This window comes from Ruminococcus albus AD2013 (assembly GCF_000526775.1).
Taxonomy (GTDB): Bacteria; Bacillota; Clostridia; order Oscillospirales; family Ruminococcaceae; genus Hominimerdicola; species Hominimerdicola alba_A.
This window is the reverse complement of sequence record NZ_JAGS01000005.1, coordinates 347,093-368,322: the sequence shown is the minus strand read 5'-3', so window position 1 is coordinate 368,322 and position 21,230 is coordinate 347,093. Positions and strand designations below refer to the sequence as shown.

Sequence of the window (21,230 nt, the reverse complement as noted above, 5' to 3'; positions counted from 1 at the left end):
AGTAACTTCAGCGCCGAAGGATCATGAATGATTTTTCGGCGCGCTTTTTATTATAAAGTAAAGGAATGAAATGTTTTGAAATTACGTAAGATACTTGCTGTCACATCGGCAGCTGCAATGATGGCATTTATACTTGGTTCGTGCGGTAGTATAGGCGGAGGTTCCGGAAAAAACGGAGATACCATTAAGATCGGACTTCTTTTCTCGGAAAGCGGTTCAACAGCAATTGTAGAAAAGACAATGACAAATGCTTGCATTATGGCATTTGATGAGATAAATGAAGCGGGCGGCATCAATGGCAAGAAGATCGAGTATATTCATGAGGATTATGCGTCCGATCCCGCAACGGCAACTTCAAAGATCAAGAAACTTATCGAACAGGATGAGGTAGCTGCAACCGTAGGCTGTTACACCTCGGCAAGCCGACAGGCAACACTTTCGACACTGAAAGATGATAATTCATTGCTTCTGTATCCTGTATATACCGAGGGCGAAGAGGTACATCCGAATGTAATCTATGTCGGAAATATGCCTAACCAGCAGGCAACGGATTTTATCCCGTGGCTGATGGACAATGTGGGTAAAAAGGTATTCCTTGTAGGTTCTGATTATGTATTTCCCAAGACCTGCAACAAGCAGGCGAGAGCTCTGGTTGAGATGTATGGCGGTGAGGTAGTAGGTGAAGAATATGCTCCTCTGGGACACACAGATTTCTCCACTATCGTTAACAAGATAAAGGACAGCGGTGCCGAATTGGTATACTCAGCACTTATCGGAGATTCAAATACAGCGTTTTACAAGGATTACAGTCAGTACGGACTTTCCGCTGAGACCTGCCCCATCTGTGCTATCGGCATTGATGAATCTAACTTACAGGCTATCGGTAATGATTATTCCGAGGGACACTACGCATCTATGGCTTACTTCTCCTCGCTGGATACAGAAGCTTCCAAGAAGTTCGTTGAAAAGTACAACTCCCTCTACAATGACGGCACAGTTGTTACTGACCTTACAGAAGCTGCTTACGACAGCTGCTACCTGCTTAAGGAAGCACTTGAAAAGGTAGATGACCCTTATGATACTGATGCACTTATCGCAGCTTTTGCGGGTGTAAGCTTTGACGGTCCTCAGGGTACAGTCAAGGTCGATGAAGAGAACCACTGTACATGGGTATATTCAAGATTCGGCAAGGTACATGACGGTTCGGTAGATATTCTTTATTCTTCTGAATCAGCACTTCGTCCCGAACCCTGGCCTTCGATACTGTATCCCGATTATGCAGGATCAAACTTTATGCCTGCCTGGGACGACCCGATGTGTTATCCTCAATAAGATTATCAAGTTACAGACCATGATATCATGGTCTGTAACAATTGATGAAAAGGGAAGTGAAAGATCATGATGACATTTATATCACAGATAATAAATGGCTTCAACCAATCGTCCATACTGCTTGTGGCAACTATGGGACTTGTGATAATATTCGGATATATGAACGTGACCAATATGGCTCATGGCTCAATGATAATGCTAGGCGGAGTATCTGCTTACATTATATCGGAAGTTTTTCATCTTCCGTTTGCTGTGTCAATAGCAGGTGCGTTCCTGATAACGGGACTTTTCGGTATGCTTATTGAAAAGCTTCTTATCAAAAGGCTGTATTCTAAGCCTACCGAGACAATACTTGCCACTTATGCTGTGTCTCTTATAATCACAGAGATCGTGCGCTTAAAGTATCCGCTTTCGCAGAATGTCCATATGCCTATCCCCGGAGCTGCTTCCGCTGGAGGTGTGACAATACCTTATTATAATATATTCGTTGTACTGTTCTCTCTGGCTATACTTGTATTCACACTTTTCTTTTTTCGCAAGACAATATTCGGAAAAAAGCTTGGCGCAGTCACTCAAAACAGGACAATGACCGAATGTCTGGGTATAAAGACATCGGCTGTTGATACACTTACATTCGGATACGGTTCGGGACTTGCTGGTATTGCAGGCTGTGTTCTCGCACCGACAACAGGTGTATCCTACGATATGGGCGCTTCTTATCTTACAGATGCTTTCATGACAAATGTTGTGGGCGGTGTACAGTCCTTCTTCGGTACTCTGATATCATCGGGCATCATCGGAGAGGGCAGAACAGTCACCGCAGGTTTCCTCAATGATACCTGGGCGAAGATACTACTGTTCGTAATAGTTATAATTTTGATAAGATTCAGACCTGAGGGTCTGTTCACTAAGGAGAGGAGATGAGTACCGTGGAGAAAACAAGAAAGATATCCCGCAAGTTCCCGGTAACGAGATGCACGGATATCGCGATACTGATCTTCCTTGCAGTTTTCCCGTTTTTTGCAAGGGAATTCAGAGTTGAGATGATGGGCAGTTATATCTGCTACGCGATATTTGCCTTATCACTGGATCTCCTCTGGGGATATACGGGACTTCTTAGTCTTGGTCATGCTGTACTTTTCGGTATGGGTGGTTATATGATCGGACTTTCGTATCAGATACAGAACGGTGTTCCTGCATTTATGCAGCGTGAAGGAATAACGGAGCTTCCTTGGTTCTATGCTCCGCTGAAAGATCCGATAGTCGCCGCGATAATAGGTATAGTATTACCTGCGGCATTTGCGTTCCTTATAGGAAAGTTCGTATTTTCAAGTAAGATCAAGGGCGTTTTCTTTACCATAATCACTCTTGCCCTTGCGCAGATATTCAAGGATTTCATCATCAATCTTCAGAAGTATACTAACGGGTTCAACGGTCTTCAGAGCATACAGAGATTTGCTCTGCACAAAAATCCCCCTCTTACAAAGGTTCAGTATTATTATGTGATACTTGCCGTGGGCACGGCGGTGTTCCTGTTCTGTATGTGGTTGACTAATAGCCGTATCGGCAAGGTCTGCACATCTGTTCGTGAGAATGAATCCCGTCTCGGTTTTCTTGGATATAACACCAGTGCCTATAAGATACTGATATTCACAGTATCGGGTGCTCTGGCAGGTCTGGCAGGTGTAATGTACGCTCCCTGCACAAGTACGATCACGACCGAAGATATCGGTGTAGCCGCTTCAACTATGGCAGTTATAAGAGTTGCGGTAGGCGGAAGAGGAAATCTTACAGGCGCAGTTGTCGGCACACTTCTTGTCAGCTGGGCACAGAGCCTGCTGTCCGAGTATTTCTCGGGATACTGGCAGCTCATCATCGGTGTACTGCTGCTGGCAGTCATCTACTTCATACCCGACGGCATCATGGGTCGTATAATCAAGCTTACCCGCAGAGGTGCGGATGATGCAAAGAGCGGCAAAGAACTGAAGAACCGCAAAGTAACGGGTAATGTTTATTCCTTACAGAGAAGGTGATATCATGAATACAGCGACCGCAGCATTTCGTACTGCTCCGGATATACTTACGATACGAGGATTAACGGTATCCTTTTCAGGATTCAAGGCGATTTCTGATGTGGATCTCGAAGTCAAGGAAGGTGAGATCCATGTTATCATAGGCCCGAACGGTGCAGGAAAAAGTACGCTTATGGATCTCATAACAGGCAAGACAAAAGCTACCGCGGGTGAGATTCTTTACCGCGGCGAAGAGATAACAGGCAAGGAACCTGGAGTCATCGCATCAAAATATCATATCGGAAGAAAGTTCCAGGGACCGAATGTATTCGATAATATGACGGTCTACGAGAATATAGAGATAGCTCTGAAAGGGTATACCTCTATTAAAGATGCTTTGCGATACAGAAGAAAAACACAGCAGAAAGACAAGATTGAAGAGGTACTCAGACAGATAGATCTTTATGATGACAGAGAACGTACCGCATCCGAGCTTTCCCACGGTCAGCGTCAGTGGCTTGAGATCGGCATGGTCATCGCCCAGTCGCCCGAGCTTATCATACTCGATGAGCCTGCGGCGGGTATGACTGACACCGAGACTTTCAAGACGGGCGAGATGATAAAGGAGCTTGCAGGCAAGCATACTCTTATCGTTATTGAGCATGATATGGAATTCGTTGAACAGATAGCTGATTACGTAACGGTGCTCAATCACGGCAGAAAGCTTTCGGAGGGTCTGTTTAGCGAGGTAAAGAATGATCCTGAGGTAATAAAGGTATATCTGAAAGACGATCTTGATGAGGAGGGTGACTGATGCTTGACATAAAGGGGCTTCATGTAAGTTATGGAAAGAGCCGTGTTATCAACGGTATGGATCTTCATATAGATCAGGGCGAAAAGCTAGTTATAATGGGCAGGAACGGTGTTGGAAAAACAACACTTCTGAAAGCCATAATGGGTGTTCTTCCCTGCGGCAATGGCTCAGTGGGATTTATGGGCAAGGATGTTACAAAACTTTCTGCTCATGAGCGTTCCGTTATGGGTATGGCGTATGTCCCCCAGGGACGTGAGATAATCCCCGATTATACAGTTGAAGAGAACCTGGATCTGGGAGGTTATGCACATACCAGAGATCTTGCGGGGCGCAAGAAAGTAATACTCGATCTTTTCCCTGCCCTTGAAGAGCACATGGGCCGTAAGGGCGGTGTGCTTTCGGGCGGTCAGCAGCAGCAGCTTGCGATAGGCAGAGCCATGATGTCAGATCCCAAGCTGCTGATACTGGACGAGCCTACTGAAGGTATCCAGCCCAATGTTGTAGCTGAGATAGCTCATATCCTCAACAGGATAAAGAACGAGATGGGCGTGACGATAATCGTGGTCGAGCAGAATTACAGATTTTGCAGAAAGATCGCGGACAAATTTGTAATGATACAAAAGGGCAGGATAGAAGCAAGCGGTACAAGGGACGAGATGTCAGACGAGCTTGTAAAGAAATATCTTGCAGTGTGATATCAACGGATTGGAGGAATAACTAATGAAAGATATCATCACAGTCTCCACGGTAACATTCAATGCTTCATGGGGAGAAAAGGAAAAGAATCTTGACAGGATAATGGGATATATCGAAGCGGCAGCCAAAAAGGGAAGCGATATCGTGATCTTTCCCGAAATGGCACTGACAGGCTACGATAATGAGACAGACAAGCCACGCCCAGAAAAGATGCAGACTCTTCTTGCAGAAACTATACCGGGACCGAGTACCTCAAAGGTTGAAGAACTGGTAAAGAAACTGGGTATCTATGCTGTGTTCGGTATGCCTGAAAGAGATCCCGAGGATGTTTCAAAGATCTACAATGCACTTGCGGTATTCTCGCCAAGTGGGCTTGTGGGCTCATACAGAAAAATTCATCTGCCTCCTCCCGAACCCGAGTGGGCGGTTAGGGGTGACAAGCCTTTTCTGCTGGATACCGAGTGGGGTCCAATAGGTATATCGATTTGCTATGATTCCTATTGTTTCCCTGAAATGATGAGATACTATGCGGCAAAGGGAGCACGTTTGTACATAAACTGTACAGCACTTGCCGAGTGTCACGGACCTGCTGTGGGAAGCACCACACTTGAAGCGCAGGTAATTCAGAACCAGATCTATATCGCTTCTTCCAATCTTGGCGGAAAGGATATGTACAATGTGTTCTGGGGCGGCAGCAGCATAATGGGACCCTCCCGTAATTTCTGGGAAGTACACTATTATGCGGGACGCAAGTTCACCGAGCCCCATGCAAAGGAATCCGAGATGTTCACTGCTACCATTGATCTTACCCTTGCGGGCAGAGATGAATTCATCTATAATCCCGCGGTAGGTGGAACAGATTTTCGTCCCGATAAGTACATCGAGATGTATACTGACGTATTGAATGATCCGATATTCGGCAAATAACTTCTATTATCTCCACTGATGGCTCCTGTTCAGCTTTTTGAATAGGGGCTGTCTTATTTATATTACAATAGTATATTTGATAATTCTTTTTCATTTTGAGGATGCCGTAAATGACAGTTTTGTATAACTACAGCTAATGAAGAAGTTTATGATTCGGAGGAGGATATATGAATGAGATCAATTATTTAAAAAAATATATTGGCTCGTTGGAGAACCAGATAAATTCTCTGACAGAGTATAAAAACTTTTTGGAGAAAGAAAATGAAAATCTCCGACAAGGTTTAAAAAAAGCACCCAAAGAAACATCAAGCGAATCAAACGACATCTCAAATATGGAACTGGAAAGTATTATTCTTGAATTTGCGCAGACTGAAGATCCACAGAGGAAAGAATACTTAAAAAAGGAAATCATTAAAATGGGACTTGATCCTGCCATGTACGATCCGTAGTTCACCTTTTTATTAGCTTGAAAATGCTCTGTGTTTTTACAGGGCATTTATTTTTTTTAAAATACAAAATTTTCTTATATAATATAATTGTCTAAACACATAGACGGAAGGGAAGTGCTATTAATGGCAAAAAAATTAGTAACAAAGGTTATTTTTGAGGTCGGTGATATTCAAGTAAATATAAGAGATGTTATGGATTCGGTCAAAGTAGCTTGGGTAAATGCCGGGAATTCATCGGATAGCCTGAATGAACTTACATTTTACATCAAAGCAGAGGGCAGGAAGGCTTATTTTATAGGTAATGGCGGAAAAGTGAAAGGAAGTGTTGCGCTAAGTAATGCGGACGATCTTTCCAATGATGTTATTTTCGAATAAATCTGCTGTAATTATAATGTATGTATTTACTGCTCCACTATTAGTGGAAAACACTTTAACATAAACAAGGAGGAAACCTTAAATGAAAACAAGAAGAATCATGACAATACTTGCCACGATGACAATGGTAACAGCTTTTGGTGCAATGTCTGCATCTGCAGAGTCAGGCATTATCGAGGATCTGCCTGTTAATGAGCTTCCTTCAGAGGATGTTCCCGTAGAGGAAGACCCTGCTGAAGACACACCTGTAAACGACGATGCACCTACAGATGAAACTAAGACTGAAGAAGAGAAGCCCGCAGAAAATAATGCTTCGCAGACTGATGCTCCTGCTGAAACAACAGGTAACAACACTGAATCAAAGAACGATACAAAACCGGCAAACACAAACAATACTGCTTCAAAAGCTAACAGCAAATCAAGCAATAAAAACGCAAATCCTAATACAGGTGCAGTAAGCATGAGCTTTGCAGTTGCTGCTGTAGCTGCCGGCGCGATGATTGTAAGCAAAAAGAGAAGATAAAAGTATCATTAGGTGTTCAGTTACAAAAATACAGTAATATTTGGGGCTGTTGCAGCCCCAACAAAGAAAAAGAGCATAATTTTATAAATTATACGATGATTCTATTGACAAATAAATGATTATCTGTTAGAATGATATTTAAGTAAACAATTTAATTATATTCACTTATAACAGATAAGACAGAAAGGAAAGAAAAAATATGAAAAGGTCATCGAAGATTTTGACTGTTGCTGTAGTATCTATTATTAGCTTTGCACAGATTCCGTTTACTGCTTTTGCAGATGACAATGTAACCGAATATCAGGTTTGGATAGGCAACACTCAGGTAACAAGTGAAAACAAGGACGACGTTCTTTCTGACGGAGGTTCCGTTAAGTATGATCCTGAAATTCATTTGCTCACCTTTGACAATCCGCAGGAAATTGAAGGCTCTACTTATGCTAATACTCGGTGGGCTGTTATACTTGCCAAGGAAAGTGTAACAATGACAGGAACGTTAGATCTGATCAATAACAATGAACAATTGAAAGAAATAGGTATATGGTGTCACGGTAAAGAGCTCATTCTTGACAACTTTAAAGTTTCAGTAACAGGTTTTAGCAGTGGTATCACTTCGCTTCTGAATAGTATTACAATACAAAATGATTCTGATGTATACATTTCTGAATCACGCAGAAAGTATAGTACTACATATTCAATTTCAGCTTATAATAAACTAAGTATAAATAACAGTCGTGTCACAGTTGAGAATTGTGACACTGGTATCGGCTTAAATTGCAAAAAAATATATATAGACGGAGATAGCACCTTTGTAAAGTCATCAAATGTTACGGAAGGCGAACCCATTGTTACAGGAAATCTCTATATTGGTGATAAGCTTGTTCTGGACAAAGATAAAGATAAAGGCATTTACACTGTCAAACCTAAAAAAATACACAACCTTACCTATGGTATAAAGCAGTCTGATAATGAAAAAACTGATATTATAGATACTTATGAATACGAGGAAGGTGCTGATGTAAAAGTTGCTCTTCCCCAAATAGAAGAAGGCTATGAACTTGATAAGGTAATATATACGTTTGATCGTAAGGAATATGACATAACGGATTCTTTGTCTTTCACAATGCCTGATGGAAATGTTACAGTTGATATCGTTGTAAAGAAGAAAAATGAAACAGAAATTGGTTTGACCTATCCCACGAATATTAAGGTTGATTACAGCGAGGATTATCACCAGATAAGATTTACATGGGATAAAGTACAGAACGCTGACAGATACGGTATAGCTGTTTATCTAGCTGGAAAGTGGAGAATTCAGACTCAGAGCCTCACTACCAATACATACACTTCTCCAAAGAATCTGACTCCGGGCAAAACATATAAAGTTGCTATTGCTGCTAGAGTGAATGGCAAGTGGGACACTTCAGGTGCTATTTATCACGCTGTAACTGTTACAGTTAAGTAGTTATGGCATATATTTGATAATGGGGCTGTTGTAGCTCCAAACAAAGAAAAAGAGCCCGGCACAGACCTGAAAGGTGCCAAGCTCTTGAAGAGGGCTTGGGGATGTGCGCACTGAAACAGCTTATTTCACCAGTAATTATGGTTTTTTACTCTGATGTTCGGATATGGTTAGAGGGTGCTGCGGTTGCAACACCCTCTTTTTTTATTGATTTGAATTTTCGTATATAATATAAACGAGACCGATATTGATGATATGGAGTTCTGATGTTGGATCCCCATTCACCTATCGAACTTACAATCACACTTCAAACTCTAAAACTTAAGGAGGAAATAATAATGCTGAACAATTGCGTAATTATGGGAAGAATCACAAAGGATCTGGAAATGAGACAGGTAGGAGACGGAAATGCTGCAGTAAACTTCACTGTTGCTGTAGACCGCGACTACAAAACGAAGTCTGGAGAAACTATGACAGACTTCATACCCTGTCAGGCTTACGGAAAGACTGCCGAGTTTATCGGTAAGTATTTCGGAAAGGGAAGAATGATCAATGTAATTGGTTCGTTCAGATCAAATCCTTATAAGGATAAGGACGGCAATAACAGGATCATCTACTGTCTGCAGGCAGAAAAGGTAAACTTCACCGGCGAGCCGAAGAAGGATGCCTCAATTCAGCCTCAGAATAACTATGTTTCTGATGCGCCAATCGAAGCACCTGATGATTTCCCTTCGTTCGATAGTTTCAACGGAGACTTTGACGACGGAGACGTATTCTGATCCAACACAACAAAAAAGGCTGTCATTTAAAAAATGGCAGCTTTTTTCTATTTACTAAAATTTTCAGCTATAATATATATAGTTAAATTGTAGAAAGGAGCAATATCTATGAACAACAAGATAGTTACTTTTCTTTCAGCTGCATTAATTCTTGTAGCTGCAACTTCATGCGGAGTTGATTCGCGGGAGGTGATAAACCAAAAATATCCCGTAGAAGCAGTTAACCTTACAAAGATAACATCCATAGACGGAGTGTATTTTTATGTGCCGGATGAACATTTGAATTCAAAGGATAATACAACAGAAAATGGATATTATCTTAAGGATGATGACTTTTTAGTAGAGGTAAGGAGAATGAATGATCCAGCTGCGAACGATGATCTTGCAGCTTTATCATCATTTTTTTCAGGACAATTCTCCGAAAACATCTATATTAAGCAGAAATTGGAAGACGGGAAATTTGAGTGCATATTAAGAGATGATGATGAAAAAAACGGTTATATAAAAACCGTAAATGATGAATATGCAATTCTGTGCGTGTCCGATGATGATAAAACGGCATCTACAATTGCTGATAGCTTGGAATTATCAGAAACCAAGAAAAAAGCAGACGGAAAAACAGAATCTGTAAACATTGATGATGACCTGTCCGCTTCGGTAAATGGAGTAGAGATAGGTTCGGCACTATCAGTAGAAGACATCCAGAATGATTTTGCTCAGATGGGAGCAAACTTTGAAAGCATGAAAGAGGACCTATCAAATATAAACGGTTCCTCTATCCGGGATATCAACCACAAAGTCATAATGCAGTTTAATGCCATTGAATCTACCGGAAAAGAAGCTCAGCAAGCTTACCTGAATTCGGTTGCTGCATATAAAGATGCAGTGAGTAAATATAATGTAGAGTTAAGTAACGGTATCAACCTCAATTCCACTAAAGAGGAGATCCAAAAAGCACTGAAAATAGATCTTTCTCCGGAATGGGAAAGAATAGTGATAAATAATCAGAACAAAACTTCCGATATCAGAAAAATAATAATTGAGTACAACAATGAAAAGGACAGTGTAGAATCTATAATTATCAACGATATAAATGAAATCAAAAATGAAGTTTCAAACAGAGAACAGATAAGAGATAAAATGAATGAAGAGTTTTCAAAGGAACCTATAAGGATCCCTGAAGGAATATTTGATGATAATAGCAGCGGAAGCAAGAATAAGAGTGATGTAGTTAACGAGGATGTGCTATCAGATATTGTAAAAGAAGATATAACGAAGTCTGATAATGATCCGAACACCGAATTAGGGCTTCAGGGGATCAATAAATAATAAAAACTCTTATCTGAAAGGTTATGTTGGGCTTGGAGCAGCGTAACCTTTCTTTTTAGTGATCTATACCGAGTATTTTATACAAACTGACGATTTTAAAGAAACTTGTTGAATTATTAACTAAAATCATGTATAATTTTTATAAGAAAATGAGTGCAGAATATTTTGTAGTATCAAATATACAAGAAAGGCGGTGAATACAATGCTTAAAAAACCAATTGCATTACTTATTTCATTTGTGATGCTTGCTTTAGGTGGCTGCACTACTACCGGTACAAGTTCGGTTCCCCATCAAAGCAAACCATCCGCAACAGTGGTATCAACTGAAATTATAACAGAAATAAGTTCAGAAACTGCTGTCCCCGTGTTAAGTACCACAGAAAGCTCTGCATCAGAAACGACAGTAACTTCAGTAAGTACAACTGCGGCAATTACAGAAGAAACGACTACTACAGCTGCAGCTGAGCTTGTATCTATCGGCTTTTCCTTAGCTGACATCCCGTCTTATTCAGGTGAACCGTTTGTTGAGGTCAACAATAACATTCCTTTTTTTGAAGATAAAACTGTTACGGAAGCGTTTGAATCATACAGTCCTCTGGATGACCTTGGACGCTGCGGACCGGCTTTTGCAAATATTTGTATTGAGTTAATGCCCACTGAGCCACGTGGCCCGATCGGGATGATAAAACCGAGCGGATGGCAGACGATAAGGTATGATGATTTAATTGAGGGTAAATTTTTGTACAACCGTTGCCACCTCATATCATATGAAAATTCGGGGGAGAACGCGAATGCCCAAAATCTTATAACCGGAACTCGCTATCTGAATATACATGGAATGCTTCCTTTTGAGAATAAAGTAGCTGATTATGTTAAAAATACTGGTAATCATGTCCTTTATAGGGTAACTCCGATTTTTGAAGGAAATAATCTTGTTGCAAATGGTGTCCTTATGGAAGGATATTCGGTAGAAGACCAAGGTCAAGGTATTCAGTTCTGTGTATTTTGTTATAATGTTCAGCCGGGCATAGTTATTGATTATACTTCCGGTAATAGTAGATTGATGGAAGACTCGGTTTCTGAAACTACAACGACTAATACTGCAACTGCTGTAACTAATGTTACAACTTCCTTTGAGCAGAGCGAAACCGAGGAACAGTGCGATTATGTAGTAAATACGAATACAAAAAAGTTCCATTTACCTTCATGTTCTAGTGTAAAGGATATAAAAACGAAAAATCGATGGGACTATGAAGGGAATCGAGATGACCTGATAACTCAGGGTTATACGCCTTGTAAACGTTGTAATCCATAATAATAGGGGAATTATATGCAAACAAGGAAATAATACATGAATAAAGAACTAGGATTACTACGACTGAACCAATCATAAAGACAAATACAGAATTAGGAATCGATGCTGGGGGGGTGATGGACGGGTACTTTTTTTACAATTTGTAGAAAATCTTGTTCGTGTAATAAAAAAATAAATGCGAACCTATTGACAATTATCGCAAGGTGGAGTATAATTGCTACAATGGATTAGGCGTTAGCCAAATTAGGAATCTTCAGAGAAGAGGGACAAATATGCAGAAAGGAAACACAAAAGAAAGGATACTGGCAGCTGCGCTGGATCTTTTCTCGGTCAAAGGTTATGATGGAACGACGATAGATGATATCGCAGCACGTGTCGGTATCAAAGGACCATCTATCTACAAGTATCTGAAAGGAAAAGCTGATCTTTTAAGTGCTCTTGGAGAAAAAACAGAAGAGGAGTACAATACTGGAATGGATAAGGTACTCAGTGAAGCGGAAAAGGTTCACTCAGGAAAAGATTTGAAAGAATTTACTATGCATTCAGTTATGTTTACGATCAATAGCGAAGTTATAACAAAGATGCGCAGAATGTTGTCCATTGAACAGTTCAGAAACGAAGAATTTGCAGAACGTACTACAACATATCACATCAAGAAGATCACCACTCTCTTTACAAATCTCTTTCAGAGATTGATGGATGAGGGTGTCATGATAAAGGGAGACCCCGAGATATTTGCGATGGAATATACAGCATCGACCACCTTATTGATCCATATGTCCGATCGACAGCCGGAAAAGAAGCCTGAAGCACTGGCAACTATTGAACGGCTGGTTGATTCGTATATTGATCGACATTGTCTTATCAAATAATCAGATATCATATGTGATATTACCGCACCTGGAATTATTTCGGGTGCGGTTTTTGTTTTTTCTATATTTCAATACGTTTTTCTTTGAAGAATCGTTGATTAGCCGAGTTGTTTTGTGCATGCTAACTGAATTTATGATTTATATATTTTGACGGAAAAGGTCAATGCGCCGAAATCAAAGCTGATGTATTGACAAACAGTGACAGCTAATGTATAATAGCTAATAGTTTTTAGAGTATTAACTATTAACTATTACGTATAAAACCTAATAGTTAATAGGCTGTTAGCATGATTATGCACATGGTCATAAGTAAATAGGAAAAAACTTGTTTGCAGCAGCGTTCATGTATGAATTGCAATGCTTTTCAAAAAGTTTAGTACTTAGTAAATAATTGATTGACCGTAAGATCAAAACATTAAATATGGAATAGAATGGAGGAGAGATGATTTTGATGTTTGATGTTTTCTTCTTTATGATCTTTCATTTATTTATAAATCAAAAAGCTAAGGAGTAAAATTAAACATGATGAAATTATCAAAATCAGTTGTTAGTATCTTCATGACTATTGTAGTAGTCATTTCGATACTGCCTATGTCTGCTTTTGCAGCTTCAGACTATTGGAACTATCCAACACCAACCCGTACACTTTCAATGGGTTGTAGAGGAGACGATGTTAAGTGGCTCCAGTGTGCCATAAACGACCTTATTACTAAAGGTGATTGGAAAAATAGTCATCTTAAAACTTCAGAATTGGATGTTGATGGTGCTTTTGGAAGTGCAACAAGGACAGCAGTTTATGATTTTCAGAGAACGTATAATTTGACCGTAGATGGTTATTTTGGTCCTGATTCTCTTACTAAGATGTTGAAAGTGCTTTATCCTCGAATAAACAATAATAATTCACAGACTAATACACAAACTAATTCCGAACCCAAAATTCCAGATGCCAAAAATTACAATATTGATGGAACATATTACATCCGAAATAAAAAGACTAACAAGTATTTGGATGTTATGGGCGGTTCAAGTTACAATAATGCTAAAATAGTTCAATATCGATTCCATGGCGATCTTAATCAGCAGTTTTATATCAAATATGTAAATGGTTTCTATAAAATTTATTCAATGGGTGGAAACAGCAGTAGATGTTTTGATTTATCGGGTCCATCGGAAGCAAACACAAATGGTACAAATCTGAAGATATATGATAATGTAAGCAACTGCGTGCAGCAGAATTTCATATTAAAAAGACTGAATGACGGCAGCTATGAGATAGGCTCTGCCAGCAGTAATTGCAACAAGGTTTTGGAAGTTGAAAACTCTTCTTACGATGACTGTGCCACTGTTAAGATCTGGGAGGGCAATGGTTCAAAACTCAATGATGACTGGTATTTAGAGCCTATAAATGATTATACGACTAAAGCACCTAATCAGTTTAATAGAGCAGGCAACATATATACCCTAGGTTCAGTTAATTATGGTGGCTACAGATATAAAATTGTAACAAAAGATAATGTTCCATCAGGAATGGAGAAGGTGGATGATTTAATAAGGAATAAGAGAGATATTGACTTGTGGAAAGCAATTGCAGACTTTGAAATACAGACTGGAACCGACTATCTCCCTGCAATGCCTAAAACACAAACAATTTTTGGTATTACTAATACGCTTGCAAAATCTCAAACTTATGCAAAAGTTAAAATAACCTTGTATAAATCAAAAACATCTAATTTTAGATGTGCTACTATAGAGGTTTTTGATTCAGAATTATTTAATCGTCTTATCAATGACACGGGATATCTTAAAACTAATTTTACCGGCAACGATGGTAGAACATATGCGTTTAAGGACGAGAACGGTAGACTTCAGGGAATTTACATGATTAAACAACATATATATGATGATTATCAATACGATGGTTACTTTGATACAAATGGAGAATTTTGTTTAGCATTCCATACTTACGTTGATGATTATGTAGCAGTTTGTGTTAGCGGAGTCTGGAATAAAACATGGTCAAAATATGCAAGATTCACATATGGAACTGATAATCGTAGTGCTTCTATGTTCACTCCGATAAAAGCCTCCGACAATTTTGCTAATCTTCTTAATCAGTGTATTCAATAATTAAAAATACACTTTACAGTATAATTATTTATTGAACGATCAAAAATTGAACATCACCAAAGGCAAAAGAATAGAGCCTTACTCAATTTTGAACGACCCCAGCATAAATCATAAAATAATAAAAAGCTGGACGTTGTACTGCTCTCAATGGTGGGCGCAGGCATCTACTCCAGCGTACCCGAGGTGTTGTACGTACCAACAAGGTTTAGGAGCTCAATGCGGCAACAGTTCCCGAGTACGAGAAGTTCTATCAGCTTTATCGCGATATCTATCCCGCACTGAAGAACGAGTTTTCCAAGCTGGCTAAGCTGTAATAACACTGCCAAGGAGTAGAGCTTTATCTGATTAGCGCTAAAGAAGTAATCTATCCACACCAAAACAATTAATACAGACAATTTACAGCGGATCACTAAGCACCATTATGTCACGAAGTCATGATGGTGCTTTATCATTATATTTGAAATAGACCATGTCCCAAAAACCGTACATACTCCTATTGCAAAATCTGTTTTGATGTGCTATAATACTCTAAACATAAACGACAAGGGAGGTATCATAATGACAGGGAAAAAGCCGAAAAAGCTTTATATGCACTATATTCTTGAGGTGCTGAAAAAGCATACTGACGAGGAACACAGGATATCTCAGCAGAAGATAGCCGATCTGGTGTTTGAGGACTATGGTGTGAAAATTGACCGCAAGACGGTGCGCCATAATCTTTCTATGCTGCTGGAAGCAGATTATCCGCTGGTATATATCGAGCATCACCGTACCAACAAGTGTGGTGCACATGAGAATATAATGACTGACTGGTACTTCCAACGTGAGCATAAGTGGGACGAAAGCGAACTTTGCGTGATGATCGACAGCCTGCTTTTCTCGAACTATCTGCCGAAAAATCAGTGTGACAGGCTGGTCATGAAGATAGCCGAAATGGGCGAAGATGACTTCCAAAAGCGCGTAAAAACCATGACATCGACGGTTGGACGAAACGGTGTGAATAAGTCGCTTTTCTACACAATATCACTGCTGAACGAGGCAGCCATCGACAAAAAGCAGGTGCAATTCCGTTACTGCGACTACGGCACCGACTTCAAGCTTCATCCGCGGACTGACGACAACGGTGAGAAAAAACTCTACACCGTCAGCCCATATAAGCTGCTTTCGCTGAATGGGCGGTACTATATGCTGGGGAATCCAAAGGAGCGTGATGGCATTAGCGTTTTCCGCACCGACAGGATAACCGATATCTCAATTACTGATGAAAAGGCGGTGTCAGTGCGTTCACTGAAAGGTTTTGAGAACGGCATAGACCTAGGCGATTATGTCCGCGAACACCCGAATATGTGGGCTGGTGAGGTCGGTTTATGCAAATTCAGATGTCAGCAGTATCTCATGAATGATATTGTTGACTGGTTCGGTTCTTCGGCAGGTATCACTACCTTTAAAGATGGCTCTATGGAAGTCAGGGTGCGTGTAAGCGAGGACGCTATGCTGCACTGGGCTATACAGTACGCCGATCAGGTCGAGGTGCTGTTTCCGGAGTCCCTGCGCATGAAGATTGGCAAAACACTTAGAGAAGCGGCAGAGAGATATAAGTGAGAAATTGATATCAACTACACCGCCGCTTTTTTACCCATCTTATATGTTATACTATATACCGAAGATGAAAAAAGCTTCGGTATATTTTTTATCATTGAAAGGAGCGCACATATGGGATTTATTATCAACGGAGATTTCCTCGAAAAGTACACCAAAGAAGAAGGCGTTACAAGGGCGGTCATTCCCGAGGGCGTTAAGGACATCAGGTATCATGCTTTCGATGATCGTGACGAACTTACTTCCATTCATATCCCCAACAGCCTCTACCCCTGGGAAGAAGGCGAAATTAATTTTGGTCTGTGGAATTGCGACGAGCTTGTTGAGATAACTGCAAACGAAGATAATCCCAACTATGTAAGCGTGAATGGCGTTCTGTACAGCAGGGACATGACCGCGCTGATACGCTGTCCGAACGCTATCGATACGAAACGATTCGTGATACCCGATACGGTGATCGATATACTGGATGACGCTTTCGCCGGATGCTATAACATCGAGGAGATCGTCATTCCGTCTTCGGTAAAGCTGATCTGTCCCGGTGCCTTTACTGAGTGTTCTTCGTTAAAAAAGGTAGTGTTCCCGAAATATATGCCCTTTTCTATCAACGACGATATGTTCATGTTTTGTACTGCTCTGGAAGAGATAACCATTCCCGCGGGAGTTACTTCATTATATACGCAGGTTTTTAACGGCTGTACATCGCTGAAAAAGATCACCATTGGAAAAGATGTGGAAGATTTCGACGATCTTTCATTAAGTGCGCCTGCTCTGGAAGAGTTTGAAGTTGACCTGTTCAACCAGCACTACACCAGCAGTGACGGCATTCTTTACAATAATGAAAAGACTATCCTGCTGAGATGCCCCGTGGAAAAAAGCGGTGATATCATCATTCCCGAAAGCGTCACGCAGATAGGTGATGAGCATTCATTCGGTGGATTTATTGGCTGCCGCAAGGTGAAAACCATCCATGTGCCTGCAAGCGTGAAACGTATCCTGAACGATGCTTTCAGATACTGCTCAGCAAAAGTGACCTACGAAGATAAGGATTCCATTGATTTTTTTAAGGCGGAGAGGTTTTGATATTTAAAATTTGTTATATATTTGAATTTGTTTATTTACATTGACTTTTGTTTGTGAATGTGGTATAATAAGGTTACAGCGATGGTGCTGTGACATTATTCTTTATTGAACGGAGGATAAGTTTATGAAATATGATCGTGATTTTCTCATAAGTGTTCACAATGATATAAAAGCTGATATGGCTGATATTCACTTTGAACAACATCGTAATCCTGGGAACCTCATTTCAAATATCAAACCTGAAAGTGACTTTTTCACTCTCCGCTACTGGCGTGCAAAAGATGCAAACTGGTTGACAGATCATTGGTATAATCAGTCTTGTCTGGAACTGCTTGTATGTAATAACAGGTTGTTTATCGGTATCTGGTTCGGTATAAATAATAAAGATTTCCCGAAACGGAAAAAATTTGAACATGAGATTATTGAAAAAGGCAAAGACTATCCCGGATATATCTGGGCAGATGAAAACGGATCACCGGCGCCTACCGATAAAAAACTGATACAGTGGCTCTGTGAATCAAGTCATGAAACTACATTTCGCAAAGAATTAACTGATTATTGCAGGGATGAAGTGTTAACAGAAATGAAGCATCTCAGTGAGTATCTTGATGTATTACTGAAAAAGTAAATGAGCAATACAGTATTTACAAAAAGAGATATTATAGTGAAAGTACAGAAATGAGGCTGGAATTTGTTGTATTGATTGGAGAGCTGTTTTATGAATGATAGGAGAAGCTATACTATTTATATGGAAGCAACCAATTATTTGTATCAACATGCAATAGGATTAACAGAAAGTGTACTTGAAGAATACTTTGTAAATCCTAGGAAAAAGGAATTAAACGAAGCGTTCGGTGTTGTTATATCTTCTGCTGAAGATTGGCACAAACCAAAAGCTCGAAATATAAAATATAAAGAACGTTGGAACGATATTGAAAAGGTTGTTGGTAATTATAAATTATCCTATGTTATCAATACATTCAAAGGTGATCCACACAAGCTTTATTCGGCTTTTATAGAAAATATTTCTTTAGATGATAGACAATTTACCAAAGATGTCTGGCTTAGCTATGCTAATTGTATTTGTGGAATGGCACAGTATCTTAATCAGTTCAAAGATGCTAAAGAAATGTATAAATATTTCGATCAATTTAAAACTCCAGAAGAAAAGATTAAACTGATAAAAGAAATCTCTGCCAAATCGCATATCATTAAAACAAAAACGGGTTGGGGGTTTGCTCTTTCTGCTAATTGGCTAAAAGATATTGGTATGCTAGATTTTTGTAAACCAGATATTCAGATTAGGAATTGCTTATCTTCACTTGGGCTTTGTGGTAAATCAGATAATGCTGTTTTTAAAACATTAGTAGCTATAGCCGAAGATTCAAAGAAGTATGATAAAACAGCATCGGCTTTTAAGATTGATAGAATACTTTGGTTAATTGGCAGTGGTGATTTTTATGGTAATAGAAATATAAAATGGGAAGGTAGCTTAGAAGAGTTTATCTCAGAATTAAAGAAAAAAATCTAATGAATAATCACTTTATCCCCGACCCACACCGTCGGGGATATTTTTTCACCCTTTTATACATATCCGTTTTTATCCCCATCCCATATGCTATAATATATACCGAAGCCGAAAATGCTTCGGTATTTTTTTACCCGAAAGGAGCAAAAATCATGCGTATACTTAATATCCACGGCTACAACGGAAGCCCCGAGAACAGCGCTTATAAGGCGCTTGCAAAACTTGGTCACGAGATCATCTCACCCGCTTTTGACTATGAAAACGAGTCGCCCGACGATATCATGGGCAGGCTTAGCAGGCTCGCCGATGACGAGCAGCCCGATATCATTGTCGGCACAAGTATGGGTGGGTTTTATGCAGCTGTGCTGTCTGCGGAACTTGATCGCCCCGTGATAACGGTGAACCCGTTCCTCATGCCTTTTCTGACCTTTCCCGAGCATATCAAGTCCCTGATAGCGCTGTTTGGTGAGCTTTCCAAGATCAGAAGCGAGAACGTCAGCTGTATCGTAGGTTCGCAGGATGAGGTGCTGGGAGATCACGAATTTACAAAAGATCTTCTGGATAATCCCCGTTTTCGCATCATCGAGGGCGGCAAACATTCGGGTGCTACGCTTCCTCTGATTGAATATTTCAGTGAGGTGATCAAATAACCTTGAAAAAAGGAGTGTTCTGGCTGATAAACGGCGAACTGCTGACTTTCCCCTTTGACGGAAAATACCCCGAGGGCACAGCAAAGTCGGGGGACACTTACAATCATCAAAAACTGTGGGAAATAATCCGACCCAAGGGCTGTAGAAAGCTTTTTGACTATTACCCGCGGGGCAGAGTTGACATTTCAAACAAAGGCAAAGCTGTGATCTATATGAGCGTGCATATCGGCGAAGATCGTCTTACCGTGATAAAGTCAGCCTTTGAGATATCGGGCGATGCCGTTATCAGATACGACCAGAGCAAACATTATATGTGCTGTCTCGACAGGTGAAATGAGGAGGATATTATGAACGTGACTATACTTTCCAGACGTCAGGCAGAAGACCTTATCACTGAGGGCAGATTTCCCGAAAACAGCGATGTTATAAGCTTTTACGACCCTCAGGAATATGCACCCGATGGTTACAGCCGTGTAGATTTCAGCCGCATAAATGCAGAAGTTTTCTATGTTGAAGCCCCCGATATCGATTGGGATAGTTTTGAAAATATGTCACCCGCTGAAGTCAGGCTGGTAGAAGATATTTCCGAACTTGCAGACTTTATCTATGCCGCATTTGATCAGGATAAAAACATTATCTGCCAGTGCGATTTCGGGCAAAGCAGAAGCGCAGGCTGTGCCGCTGCGATACTGGAGCATTTTTATTCTTCAGGCAAAACCATATTTGAGGACAGCAAATATTTTCCGAACCAGATGATATTCGCCGAAGTTTTACAGGCGCTGATTCAAAAGAAACGAGAACTGAAAGGAAATAAAGCTCAGATGAAAGTATATATCTATTCCCGTGAACAAGCCGAGAAAATGATTGCAGAAAAGCGGTTCCCGACCAATACCGCAGTGATAAGTTTTTACGATCCTGCCATTAAGCACATCAACAAGAATTACAGCCATCTCGATTACAGCGCTGTATGTGATATGGTGTTTTACAGCGAACTTGACGATCTGGATATCGATGTGCTTGGCGATAAGGGGTATACTTTTGAGAGCTATTTTTCCGAAGCCGATGACATGGCGGCGTTTGTCAAAAAAGCCTTTGATTGCGGGCGTGATATCGTCTGCCAGTGCGAATATGGTCAAAGCCGAAGCGCAGGCTGTGCTGCGGCTATTCTGGAACATTTCTATCATACTGGCATAACAGTGTTTGCGGATTATGCGCGGTTCCCTAATCAGCTGGTGTTCAATAAGCTGTTTGAGGCGTTGGAAAAGATCGATCCAAGGTGAATTATGATATATCTCAAATGCTGTTGTGGGTATTTTCATACTAATACGGACATTCCCTAAGATCGTGTATCGGTGCTT

General features: G+C 40.3%; 22 protein-coding genes and 1 pseudogene. 22 read left to right on the top strand and 1 reads right to left on the bottom strand.

The genetic code is table 11. The features are described from left to right. Nucleotides 1-75: 75 nt before the first annotated feature. The 15 genes and pseudogenes from N773_RS0119130 (at nt 76) to N773_RS0119055 (ending at nt 15,012) form a co-directional block, all read left to right on the top strand. A complete protein-coding gene (locus N773_RS0119130; protein ID WP_024859228.1) occupies nt 76-1,332 on the top strand; it encodes a transporter substrate-binding domain-containing protein in 1,257 nt (418 codons plus the stop codon). A gap of 66 nt (nt 1,333-1,398) precedes the next feature. Continuing rightward, nucleotides 1,399-2,256 (top strand): urea ABC transporter permease subunit UrtB, encoded by an 858-nt coding sequence (gene urtB / locus N773_RS0119125; protein WP_024859227.1) that lies wholly within the window; start codon nt 1,399-1,401, stop codon nt 2,254-2,256. A 5-nt stretch (nt 2,257-2,261) separates the two neighbouring features. Beyond that, nucleotides 2,262-3,365 carry an urea ABC transporter permease subunit UrtC gene (urtC, locus tag N773_RS0119120; RefSeq protein WP_196231695.1) on the top strand — a complete coding sequence of 368 codons (1,104 nt, stop codon included), beginning with the start codon at nt 2,262-2,264 and terminating at the stop codon, nt 3,363-3,365. Nucleotides 3,366-3,369: 4 nt separating this feature from the next. Then, the gene (gene urtD, locus N773_RS0119115; RefSeq protein WP_024859225.1) at nt 3,370-4,158 is read left to right on the top strand and encodes an urea ABC transporter ATP-binding protein UrtD; all 789 of its coding nucleotides are present in this window, start codon (nt 3,370-3,372) and stop codon (nt 4,156-4,158) included. Continuing rightward, nucleotides 4,158-4,853 (top strand): urea ABC transporter ATP-binding subunit UrtE, encoded by a 696-nt coding sequence (gene urtE / locus N773_RS0119110; RefSeq protein ID WP_024859224.1) that lies wholly within the window; start codon nt 4,158-4,160, stop codon nt 4,851-4,853. The genes urtD and urtE overlap by 1 nt, the downstream gene beginning before the upstream one ends. Nucleotides 4,854-4,878: 25 nt before the next feature. Next, nucleotides 4,879-5,781, top strand: a complete 903-nt coding sequence (locus N773_RS0119105) for a carbon-nitrogen hydrolase family protein (RefSeq protein WP_024859223.1) — start codon at nt 4,879-4,881, stop codon at nt 5,779-5,781. 167 nt (nt 5,782-5,948) lie between these two features. Next, nucleotides 5,949-6,230: a hypothetical protein gene (locus tag N773_RS0119100; protein WP_024859222.1), complete on the top strand. Its 282-nt coding sequence runs from the start codon at nt 5,949-5,951 to the stop codon at nt 6,228-6,230. A 123-nt stretch (nt 6,231-6,353) separates the two neighbouring features. Beyond that, the gene (locus tag N773_RS0119095) at nt 6,354-6,605 is read left to right on the top strand and encodes a DUF6465 family protein (protein ID WP_024859221.1); all 252 of its coding nucleotides are present in this window, start codon (nt 6,354-6,356) and stop codon (nt 6,603-6,605) included. A gap of 82 nt (nt 6,606-6,687) precedes the next feature. Further along, nucleotides 6,688-7,128: an NPXTG-anchored protein gene (locus N773_RS22440; RefSeq protein ID WP_024859220.1), complete on the top strand. Its 441-nt coding sequence runs from the start codon at nt 6,688-6,690 to the stop codon at nt 7,126-7,128. A 1,192-nt stretch (nt 7,129-8,320) separates the two neighbouring features. Then, a pseudogene (locus N773_RS22060) lies at nt 8,321-8,593 on the top strand (fibronectin type III domain-containing protein); the annotation flags it as partial. A gap of 335 nt (nt 8,594-8,928) precedes the next feature. Beyond that, nucleotides 8,929-9,369, top strand: coding sequence for a single-stranded DNA-binding protein (locus N773_RS0119075; protein WP_024859218.1), 441 nt, complete (start codon nt 8,929-8,931; stop codon nt 9,367-9,369). Nucleotides 9,370-9,477: 108 nt separating this feature from the next. Next, on the top strand, nt 9,478-10,698 hold the full coding sequence (locus N773_RS0119070) for a hypothetical protein (protein WP_024859217.1): 1,221 nt from the start codon (nt 9,478-9,480) through the stop codon (nt 10,696-10,698). 202 nt (nt 10,699-10,900) lie between these two features. Next, on the top strand, nt 10,901-12,013 hold the full coding sequence (locus N773_RS0119065) for a DNA/RNA non-specific endonuclease (protein WP_024859216.1): 1,113 nt from the start codon (nt 10,901-10,903) through the stop codon (nt 12,011-12,013). 272 nt (nt 12,014-12,285) lie between these two features. Then, on the top strand, nt 12,286-12,885 hold the full coding sequence (locus N773_RS0119060; RefSeq protein ID WP_024859215.1) for a TetR/AcrR family transcriptional regulator: 600 nt from the start codon (nt 12,286-12,288) through the stop codon (nt 12,883-12,885). Between the two features lie 522 nt (nt 12,886-13,407). Continuing rightward, nucleotides 13,408-15,012: an RICIN domain-containing protein gene (locus N773_RS0119055; RefSeq protein WP_024859214.1), complete on the top strand. Its 1,605-nt coding sequence runs from the start codon at nt 13,408-13,410 to the stop codon at nt 15,010-15,012. A gap of 164 nt (nt 15,013-15,176) precedes the next feature. Here N773_RS0119055 and N773_RS22760 read toward each other — a convergent pair whose 3' ends face one another. Further along, nucleotides 15,177-15,332, bottom strand: a complete 156-nt coding sequence (locus N773_RS22760; RefSeq protein ID WP_196231694.1) for a hypothetical protein — start codon at nt 15,330-15,332, stop codon at nt 15,177-15,179. Between the two features lie 238 nt (nt 15,333-15,570). Between N773_RS22760 and N773_RS0119050 the strand changes: the two genes are divergently transcribed. From N773_RS0119050 to N773_RS21650, 7 genes are all read left to right on the top strand, one after another. Continuing rightward, complete coding sequence (locus N773_RS0119050) at nt 15,571-16,614, top strand: helix-turn-helix transcriptional regulator (RefSeq protein ID WP_024859213.1); 1,044 nt, start codon at nt 15,571-15,573, stop codon at nt 16,612-16,614. Nucleotides 16,615-16,725: 111 nt separating this feature from the next. Continuing rightward, nucleotides 16,726-17,694, top strand: coding sequence for a leucine-rich repeat domain-containing protein (locus tag N773_RS0119045; protein ID WP_024859212.1), 969 nt, complete (start codon nt 16,726-16,728; stop codon nt 17,692-17,694). A 124-nt stretch (nt 17,695-17,818) separates the two neighbouring features. Beyond that, nucleotides 17,819-18,322: a hypothetical protein gene (locus tag N773_RS0119040; RefSeq protein WP_024859211.1), complete on the top strand. Its 504-nt coding sequence runs from the start codon at nt 17,819-17,821 to the stop codon at nt 18,320-18,322. Nucleotides 18,323-18,412: 90 nt separating this feature from the next. Beyond that, nucleotides 18,413-19,225: a hypothetical protein gene (locus tag N773_RS0119035; RefSeq protein ID WP_024859210.1), complete on the top strand. Its 813-nt coding sequence runs from the start codon at nt 18,413-18,415 to the stop codon at nt 19,223-19,225. Nucleotides 19,226-19,374: 149 nt separating this feature from the next. After that, the gene (locus tag N773_RS21655) at nt 19,375-19,872 is read left to right on the top strand and encodes a YqiA/YcfP family alpha/beta fold hydrolase (RefSeq protein ID WP_080678437.1); all 498 of its coding nucleotides are present in this window, start codon (nt 19,375-19,377) and stop codon (nt 19,870-19,872) included. A gap of 2 nt (nt 19,873-19,874) precedes the next feature. Then, the gene (locus tag N773_RS0119025; protein ID WP_024859208.1) at nt 19,875-20,204 is read left to right on the top strand and encodes a hypothetical protein; all 330 of its coding nucleotides are present in this window, start codon (nt 19,875-19,877) and stop codon (nt 20,202-20,204) included. A 15-nt stretch (nt 20,205-20,219) separates the two neighbouring features. Further along, nucleotides 20,220-21,152 (top strand): hypothetical protein, encoded by a 933-nt coding sequence (locus tag N773_RS21650; protein WP_024859207.1) that lies wholly within the window; start codon nt 20,220-20,222, stop codon nt 21,150-21,152. The last annotated feature ends 78 nt before the right edge of the window (nt 21,153-21,230 follow it).